Here is an 8,159-nt window from a genome sequence, read left to right as displayed (position 1 = left end):
CGGCATAGACCTTCTGGTCATGCCGTCCTCTTTGAATGACAAGTTGTCGCTCTGGTGCCCGCGCAGCGTCGAGCAGTTACGGCGTTTGGTAAAACGCCGTAACGAACTAGCTCAGCATCGCATCCATCATCTCGGAGTTGACGGAGTCGTCGGCAGACCACTCGCCGTCATCGTTGCAGGTGTACTTGAAGATAACCGTGGTCTTCCTGGGCTCGGTGGCCTTGGCCACATCGACCATCACCTGGCCGGCCATCTTGTACAGCTCGTCATCGGAAGGAACCGTGTCAAGTGCAGCGACCTTCTCCTGATACTGGGTGGAGAAGTCCTCGACGATCTTGTTCATGGACTTGCAGGTGATGGAGACCTCGGCGGTTGCAACGCCCTTGTCCTCGTCGACCGTCACGTCGCCGATCTCGTAATCAAAACCCTCGAGATAGGTCTTGGCATACTCCTTGGGATCGATGCCCAGCTGCTCGAACTCGTCGCCCGAAGCCTCTTCCAGACCAGAGAGGAAATCGTCGCCACCGTTTTTGACCTCATCGAACTGAGTCGTAAGGTCCTCGGTGATGAGCTCCTCAACCGAGGGGCCTCCGCAGCCGGAAAGCACGACCACGCATGCAACCAAGACGGCCATGAGGGGCGCAAGCAGCAGCTTCTTTTTCATGTTGTCCTCCCAATAAGCGGCACCGTGCTTCCCAGACACGGCGCACGTTGTGATAGTAAGCACATACTATCCACTTATGAACACCCTCGGCAGCACGAAGGCGCGGTCGGTTCGTTTTAGCGTCCGAACGGTCTGCGAGTCCGCTCAGCGTGCAATAAAATGCATCCGTACCGTGCAATAAAAAAGGGTGACCGGACAATCCGACCACCCTTAGACATCATGCGATGCCGCGATTTACTTGCGGACAACCTTGACGATAGCATCGCCGGCGGCGACGGCGGAGTCGGCCTCGACGGCGAGCTCGACATCGGCGAACTCGGCGGTGTTGGACACGGCCACGACAACGCAGTCCTTGTAACCGGCAGCGGCGATCTTGGCGCGGTCGATCTTGAGCATGGGCTGGCCGGCCTTCACGACATCGTCAGCCTTGACGAAGCCCTCGAAGCCGTCGCCGTTCATGTTGACGGTATCGACGCCGACGTGCACCAGAACCTCGATGCCGCTATCGGACTGCAGGCCCACGGCGTGACCCATGGTGACGGTCACCTTGCCGTCGCAGGGGGCATAGACCAAATCGTCCTCGGGCCACACGGCGCAGCCCTTGCCCAGAACCTCGCCACCAAAGACGGGATCGGGCACGTCGGCCATCTTGATGACCTTGCCCTTGACGGGCGAACACAGCACGTCGGCGCCGGCAGAAGCAGAGATGGAGGCCGGAGCAGCGGCAGCCGCGGGCTCAGCCTTCTTCTTGAACATGTCAAACAGACCCATACGTTTTCTCCTCTTGATTAAGCGCAACGTAGTGCGCATGCCTATGGTGATTATAGTGCCAATTGGACCAAAAACTAAGGTGGGGAGTCGAATCGAAAACTCTGCCGACGTCTTTGTCCATCGGCGCCCGTTTTGTTGATTAACCCTCGATGAGCCCCAGGTGCACGAAGGCGTTCCAGATGCCGTCGTCGTCGACATTCGTGGTCACGAAATCGGCCGCCGGTCCGGCGTTCGTCAGAACGCCGGAACTCAATCGCCGGAACTCAATTACTCCAAGCCCTCAGCGCCGTTGGACTTGATGATCTTCTGGTATGCGAAGAAGCTGTCCTTGCGGCGGCGCTCGTAGGTGCCGGTGCCGTCGTCGTACTTATCGACATGGATGAAGCCGTAGCGCTTGCGCATCTCGCCGGTGCCGGCGGACACCAGGTCGATGGGGCCCCACCAGGTGTAGGCGATCAGGTCGACGCCGTCGGCGACGGCCTCGCCCATGGCCTTGATGTGACTCTGCAGATAGGCGATGCGGTACGGATCGTGAATGGAACCGTCCCCCTCGACCTCGTCGTAGGCGCCCATGCCGTTCTCGACCACCATCAGCGGAATCTCGTAGCGGGCGTAGATCTCGTTGAGGGCGATGCGCAGGCCCAGCGGGTCGATCTGCCAACCCCAGTCGGTGGACTCCAGGTAGGGGTTCTTGCCGCCAAAGGTCATGTTGCCCTCGGTCATCTCGTGGTCCTTGTGGGTGCCCACGGTGCCGGACATGTAGTAGCTAAAGGTGTAGAAGTCGACCTTACCGTCGGCGATATCCTGCAGGTCGCCGTCCTCCATTGCGAGCTCGACGTCGTTCTCGGCCCAGAAGCGCTTGGCATAGAACGGATACTTGCCGCGCACCTGCACGTCGGAGCAGTACCAGTTCATGGAGTTCATCTGCTGCTGCGTGGCGAACACGTCGACCGGATCGCACGTGGCGGCGTAGGAGAGGATAAAGCAGTCCATGTTGCCCATCTTGAACTGCGGGTAGTGCTCGTGGGCGTAGCGCACGACGCGGCCGCTGGCGACAAACTGGTGATGCAGGGCCTGGAAGCGCTGCTGAGCGGTGGTCTTGATGGCGCTTGCCGGGCCCTCGAAGCCCTGGATCAGGCCGGTCTCCATCATGGCGCCCATGTCCATGGTGCCGCAGTTGATCTCGTTAAAGGTGAGCCAGAACTTGACCTTGTCCTGGTAGCGGTCGAAGACGGTCTGGCAATACTTCTCAAAGAAGCCGATGAGCTCGCGGCTTGCCCAGCCGTTGTACTTCTCGACCAGGTGATAGGGCATCTCGTAGTGCGAAAGCGTCACGAGCGGCTCGATGTTGTGGGCGCGCAGGCAGTCGAAGACGCGGTCGTAGAAGGCGAGGCCGGCCTCGTTGGGCTCGGCATCGTCGCCGTTGGGGAAGATGCGGCTCCAGGAGATGGACATGCGGAACATGTTGAAGCCCATCTCGGCGAACAGCGCGATGTCCTCCTCGTAGTGATGGTAGAAATCGATGCCGTCATGGTTGGGATAGAAGCGGTTGGGGTCGATATCGATCGTGATCTGACGCGGCTCCTTGTAGCTGCCGCCCAGGAAGTGGTCGTCGACGGAAGCGCCGCGGCCGTCCACGTTCCAAGCGCCCTCAAACTGGTTAGCGGCGGTGGCGCCACCCCAATAGAAACCCTCGGGGAACTTGATGTTTGCCATGAGCATCTCCTTTGCATCGTGGGTCGATAATCCGAGTATCGCCCACGTGCGGGGCATGCGGAGGCGATGGAGCCAAACCCGACACTTCTTTTCGCGCCCGCAGCCTGCCGCCACCCTGCCCTTGACACTTCCTGACACCTGCCAAAAAGGGACAGGTTTATTATGGTCGGTTTTATCTGGGCAAACGCTGACGATAGGCAGCCGGCGTGCAGCCATAGTGCTCGGCAAACTTTTTGTAGAAGAAGCTCATGTTGGCATAGCCCGCCTCGTGCGCTGCGACCTCCGCGGTGGCGCCGGCGTCGAGCAGTGCCGCTGCGCGTGCCAGGCGGCTCTCCTGCACGAGCTGCATAAACGTGCGGCCCGTCTGACGCTTGAGCAGAGCGCTTGCGTAGTTGGGGCTCAGGTGCAGGTGGCGGGCGAGGTCATCGAGGGTGCAGTCGCAGGCGCTGCGCTCGATGAAGCCCATGGCAGCCGCGACCTGCGCCGATGGCAGCGCGGGCTCGTCCGTTTGCAGCAGCGCGGCCTCGTAACTTTGCATGAGCTCGACTAGCAGCAGCTCGAACAACCTCGAGACGATCTGGGGGCTCGCCGCCGTCGGCTCCAAGCGCTCGCAGAGCATCTCCTGCATGTAGCGGCGCACGCGACGGCTGCCGCCCGTATGGAAATGCACGTGTCCGCGGTGGTCCGTTTCGTCCGTGAGGGCGTTGAGCAGGAAGCTCGAGACAGCGCTTGTGGGCGAAAGACTTTGCTCCAGGCTGCGGCTGAGCATTGGCCGCGAGATGATGACACTCAGCATAATGTCGTGCTCGCCGAGCTCGCCTACGGCATGCGGACAGGCGGCATCGAGCAAGAGGACCTCGTTTTGAGCAAGCGTGAGCGCCGCGCCATTGACGATTTGCGGCGCTCGTCCTCGATAGACATAGCTGATTTCGACATAATCGTGAACGTGTTCCGGCACAGGATTGAAGCGTGAATTGCGCACGATCGACAGGCCCTCGGGCATGCCCTCTTGGTGCAGGACGAGCGTTGGGTTGCCGATTTTACGGACATGTCGACCATCGTTATCTGTGTGATCACCTTGACCGAGCGCATCGCTCCAGTCGTAATGGGCGCCCGAACGATAGGCGCGTTCACTGTCGGTCAGCTCGAGTAGCAGGTTATCCAGACGCGCGAGCTCCATAGTGCTCCCATCGTTGATTCGGTCATATTCTGCCGTGGTTTTGATATTAGCAGGGCGGCGCGCTCGGCGTACTCTGACTTCAATGAATTTGAAAGGCTGTTTTGGAGGAGCGTATATGGCGGCGTATTTTGAGCAGGTGCTTGGCGGCATCTACGACAACCACGTGCTTCCGTTCTTGTGGCTCAAGGGCGAGGCGCGCGAGACGATCACCGAGTATCTGGAGCAGATCGCTGGGGCGGACATCCGCGAGGTCTGCCTGGAATCGCGCACGCATCCCGATTTCTGTCGCGACGGCTGGTGGTCTGACCTGCGCTTTATCATCGGCGAGTGCAAGCGTCTGGGGCTGAAGACCTGGCTGCTCGACGACGCGCACTTCCCCACGGGCTATGCCAATGGCGCGCTCGAAGGCGAGGGCGTCGACCCCGCGCTCAAGAAGACCGTGCTCAAGCATCGCACGATAACGGTTGTCGGTCCCCAGCCGTCCACGACCATCAAGCTCGGCAATCTCATGGACCCCACGGAGCATTATGTGGGCGCGGCGGCTTTTGATGCCGCCGGTGCGCCGCTGCACCTTGGGATCGCCGTTGAGCAGGCCGACGACGGCGCCCCTACCCGTCTGCGTTTTAACGCCCCCGCCGGCGTCACCACGATCGAGCTGTACGTCACCAGCCAAAAGACCGGCTTTCGCGATGAGTACATCAACATGGTCGATATGGCCTCGTGCCGCATTCTCATCGACGCTGTCTATGAGCGCACGCTTGAGCACCTGGGCGACGAGTTCGGCAAGACCATCCTGGGCTTTTTCACCGACGAGCCCGGCTTTATGAACGAGAAGGGCACCACACTCGACGATGCTTCTACCAGCAGCTTTATCGGGCGAGGCGACCTGGCGCTGCCGTGGTCGGACGAGCTTGCCCGTCGCCTGCGCGATGCGCTCGGCGAGGATTGGCTTGCCCAACTGCACGGCCTTTGGACGCGCGAGGCGGACGGCGCCCGCGCTCGACACGTCTACATGGACATTGCCACCCAGCTCTACCGCAGCTGCTTTGACGAGCAGATCGGCGATTGGTGCCGCACGCACGGCGTTATGCACATTGGACATGTGATCGAGGACAAGGGTTGCCACACGCGTCTGGGTCAAGGCGCCGGGCACTACTTCCGCGCCGTCGCCGGACAGGACATGGCCGGCGTGGATGTGGTCATCAACCAGCTTGCCCCCGGAATTGACCGTGGGCACTACAGCTATTTCCACGGCGCGTGGAACATGGAGTTCTTTACGTACGCGCTTGCCAAGCTGGGCTCTTCAGCCGCGCGCCTCGACCCCAAAAAGCAGGGGCGCTGTATGGCCGAGGTCTTTGGCGCCTTTGGCTGGCACGAGGGCTTGCGCGAGATGAAGTGGATCGCCGACCACATGCTCGTCCGCGGCGTTAATTGGTTTACGCCGCACGCGTTTAGCATGGCGCCCTTCCCCGATTGGGACTGCCCGCCGCACTTTTACGCGCATGGCAACAACCCGCAATGGCCGCACTTTGGCCAGCTCATGAGCTATATGAATCGCACTGCCTCGTTGCTTTCAGGAGGCGCTGCCACCCGCCCCGTCGCCGTTCTGTACCATGCCGATGCCGAATGGGCCGGCAACGCCATGCCCGTCGAGCGCGTGGCGGCCGAGCTCACGCGCGCGCAAATCGACTTTGATTTTGTGCCAACCGAGGCTTTTGAGGATGAGGGGCGTTACGAGGTTTCGATCGCCGATGGAACGTTTGCCGTCAACGGCTGCCGTTATCAGGCGTTTGTTCTGCCCGGAGCCTCGTTTATTGGCACTGCTACGACGGAGGCGGCGAGGCGCATGATGGCTGCGGGCGTCACGGTGCTTGCCGTCGACGAGGTGCCCGGCGCGGTCTATGACGCGGATGGCGCGGCCGAGCTGGACGGGCTTACGGCGACACCACTTGCCGGCGTGGCGGACGTGCTGGCAGCCGCGGGACTGCAGACCGTTGTGACCGATACGCCGCAGCCCTGGCTGCGCGCACTGCGCTACGAGCGCGCGGGCGAGACCTATGTGATGCAAGTCAACGAGCATCCACGTGAGAGCATTGCCTGCGCCGTTTCGCTTCCGTCAGGCGAACGCCTTTGCGGCACGCGCCTCGACCTGCTAAACGATGCTGCCCCTGTCGCGTTTGACGGCGTGTTGGAGCTGGAGCCCTTCGAGAGCTGCATTGTTGTTCTGGGGGCAAACGGCGAAGTCGAGTCCGATAGCAGCGCGGATGGTGCGTCCGTCCTCGATATCGACAGCCCCTGGACCGTCGCCCTCTCCCCCGCCGGAGGCGACGGGGCCTTTGGCGAGCCGCAAAAGCTCGAGCACCTGTGCGACCTCACGGCCGAGCAGTTCGCCGGCACCTGCGGCACATACCGCTACCGCACCTCGTTCGAGCTGGCCTGCGACCTCGCCGACACCGCCATTGACCTGGGGGATGTCTACGAAGTCGCGACGCTCACGCTCGACGGGCAAACGCTCGGCACGCGCATCTGCCCGCCCTATCGCTTTGCCGCCGGCCCGCTTGCCGCTGGCACGCATGAGCTCACCATCGACGTCATCAACACGCTCGACCATGCGATTCCCGACATCTTTGTCCTCACCGAGCCCATCGCGCCCAGCGGCGTCCTCGGCCCCGTTACCCTTTGCGGGCAAAACCTGCCAAAATAACCCTGTCCCTTTTTGGCAGGTTTGGCGAGTGTGGGAGTTCGAATGGATATCAAACGCAAGATTTCCGAGGCGCAGGGCCTTACCCCCACCGAGCAGCAGCTCGGTATCTCGGCCCTTGCCATGGGCGAGGACATCCGCGGGCTCTCCATTAAGGAGTTCGCCGCGCGCACCAACGTTTCGGTCGCGAGCGTGCACCGCTTCTGCAAAAAGCTCGGCCTGGAGGGCTTCAAGGACCTCAAGGTCGAGCTTATCCGCCTGGCGACCGAAGCGGGCAACCGCCGCGACGTGGACATCAACTTTCCCTTCGATGCCACATCCACGCCTGCACAGGTTATGGAACGCATGGAGGGTCTCTACCAGACCACACTGGCCGAGACACAGGAAATGCTCGACCCCGCGCAGCTCGACCACGCCGCCAAACTGATCGCGAAGGCACGGCAGGTCGACATCTATACAGGCTCGCACAACCTCTATCCAGCGGGGATGTTCCGCGACCGCCTGCTTTCGTCCGGCAAAAGCGCCACGTGCTACGGCAGCATCGAGGCCCAGGTGCGCACGGCGCTCGCCTCGGATTCCGGCCATGCGGCCATCGTCATCTCCTACAGCGGCCTCGCGCCCAACCTCAAGGAAATCTTGCCGATCCTCAGCAGCCGGCATGTCCCGGTCATCGTCATCGGCACGCCTTACTGCACGCGCATCCACCCTGGCTTTGCCGCCTATCTCACGGTGAGCGACCACGAGAGCATGACGCACCGCATCACGCAGTTCGCCAGCCACATCGCCGTGCAATACGTGCTCGATTCGCTCTACAGCAGCTACTTCGCCAAAGACTACGCCCGCTGCGCCGAGTTCCTAGAGCGCTCATTCCCCTACACCCGCCTGCCAGGACTCAAGTAGCAACAAGCGTGGATTTTCGGACACTTATCAAATGAGCGTGGACAATCTCCCACTTTGAGCCCCCACACAGGCCAAAACCGGGAGATTATCCACGCTCATTCTGGATGGTACATTTTCCTCCGTCCCCAAGGGATCCAAGCACCAGCTAAGGCAACGCCGATGTCTTGGCACCGACAGACACTATGACCCAATCCGAGGGCACGGAAACGACAGGAGCCCCCGCTCGT

Annotated in this window: 6 protein-coding genes; 2 read left to right on the top strand and 4 right to left on the bottom strand. The window is 61.5% G+C overall.

Going from position 1 to position 8,159, the window contains the following annotated elements:
• Positions 1-106 precede the first annotated feature (106 nt).
• The 4 genes from I2G43_RS05235 to I2G43_RS05220 form a co-directional block, all read right to left on the bottom strand.
• On the bottom strand, positions 107-664 hold the full coding sequence (locus I2G43_RS05235; protein WP_195535355.1) for a hypothetical protein: 558 nt from the start codon (positions 662-664) through the stop codon (positions 107-109).
• 234 nt (positions 665-898) lie between these two features.
• A complete protein-coding gene (locus I2G43_RS05230) occupies positions 899-1,435 on the bottom strand; it encodes a PTS sugar transporter subunit IIA (RefSeq protein WP_055310775.1) in 537 nt (178 codons plus the stop codon).
• 267 nt (positions 1,436-1,702) lie between these two features.
• A complete protein-coding gene (locus I2G43_RS05225; RefSeq protein WP_195535354.1) occupies positions 1,703-3,151 on the bottom strand; it encodes a glycoside hydrolase family 1 protein in 1,449 nt (482 codons plus the stop codon).
• Positions 3,152-3,323: 172 nt separating this feature from the next.
• A complete protein-coding gene (locus I2G43_RS05220; protein WP_195535353.1) occupies positions 3,324-4,331 on the bottom strand; it encodes an AraC family transcriptional regulator in 1,008 nt (335 codons plus the stop codon).
• Between the two features lie 115 nt (positions 4,332-4,446).
• Between I2G43_RS05220 and I2G43_RS05215 the strand changes: the two genes are divergently transcribed.
• Positions 4,447-7,035 (top strand): glycosyl hydrolase, encoded by a 2,589-nt coding sequence (locus I2G43_RS05215; protein WP_195535352.1) that lies wholly within the window; start codon positions 4,447-4,449, stop codon positions 7,033-7,035.
• Between the two features lie 42 nt (positions 7,036-7,077).
• On the top strand, positions 7,078-7,932 hold the full coding sequence (locus tag I2G43_RS05210; RefSeq protein ID WP_195535351.1) for a MurR/RpiR family transcriptional regulator: 855 nt from the start codon (positions 7,078-7,080) through the stop codon (positions 7,930-7,932).
• Positions 7,933-8,159 lie beyond the last annotated feature (227 nt).

It is taken from the genome of Collinsella aerofaciens (assembly GCF_015557435.1).
Classification (GTDB): Bacteria; Actinomycetota; Coriobacteriia; order Coriobacteriales; family Coriobacteriaceae; genus Collinsella; species Collinsella aerofaciens_Z.
Note: the sequence above shows the minus strand (reverse complement) of the source record. Positions and strands in the feature narration are given on the sequence as shown.

What these genes read in the sequence shown, in the direction of transcription:
- I2G43_RS05235 (WP_195535355.1), bottom strand. Translation starts at nt 664, where the DNA reads ATGAAAAAGAAGCTGCTGCTTGCGCCCCTCATGGCCGTCTTGGTTGCA.
- I2G43_RS05230 (WP_055310775.1), bottom strand. Translation starts at nt 1,435, where the DNA reads ATGGGTCTGTTTGACATGTTCAAGAAGAAGGCTGAGCCCGCGGCTGCC.
- I2G43_RS05225 (WP_195535354.1), bottom strand. Translation starts at nt 3,151, where the DNA reads ATGGCAAACATCAAGTTCCCCGAGGGTTTCTATTGGGGTGGCGCCACC.
- I2G43_RS05220 (WP_195535353.1), bottom strand. Translation starts at nt 4,331, where the DNA reads ATGGAGCTCGCGCGTCTGGATAACCTGCTACTCGAGCTGACCGACAGT.
- I2G43_RS05215 (WP_195535352.1), top strand. Translation starts at nt 4,447, where the DNA reads ATGGCGGCGTATTTTGAGCAGGTGCTTGGCGGCATCTACGACAACCAC.
- I2G43_RS05210 (WP_195535351.1), top strand. Translation starts at nt 7,078, where the DNA reads ATGGATATCAAACGCAAGATTTCCGAGGCGCAGGGCCTTACCCCCACC.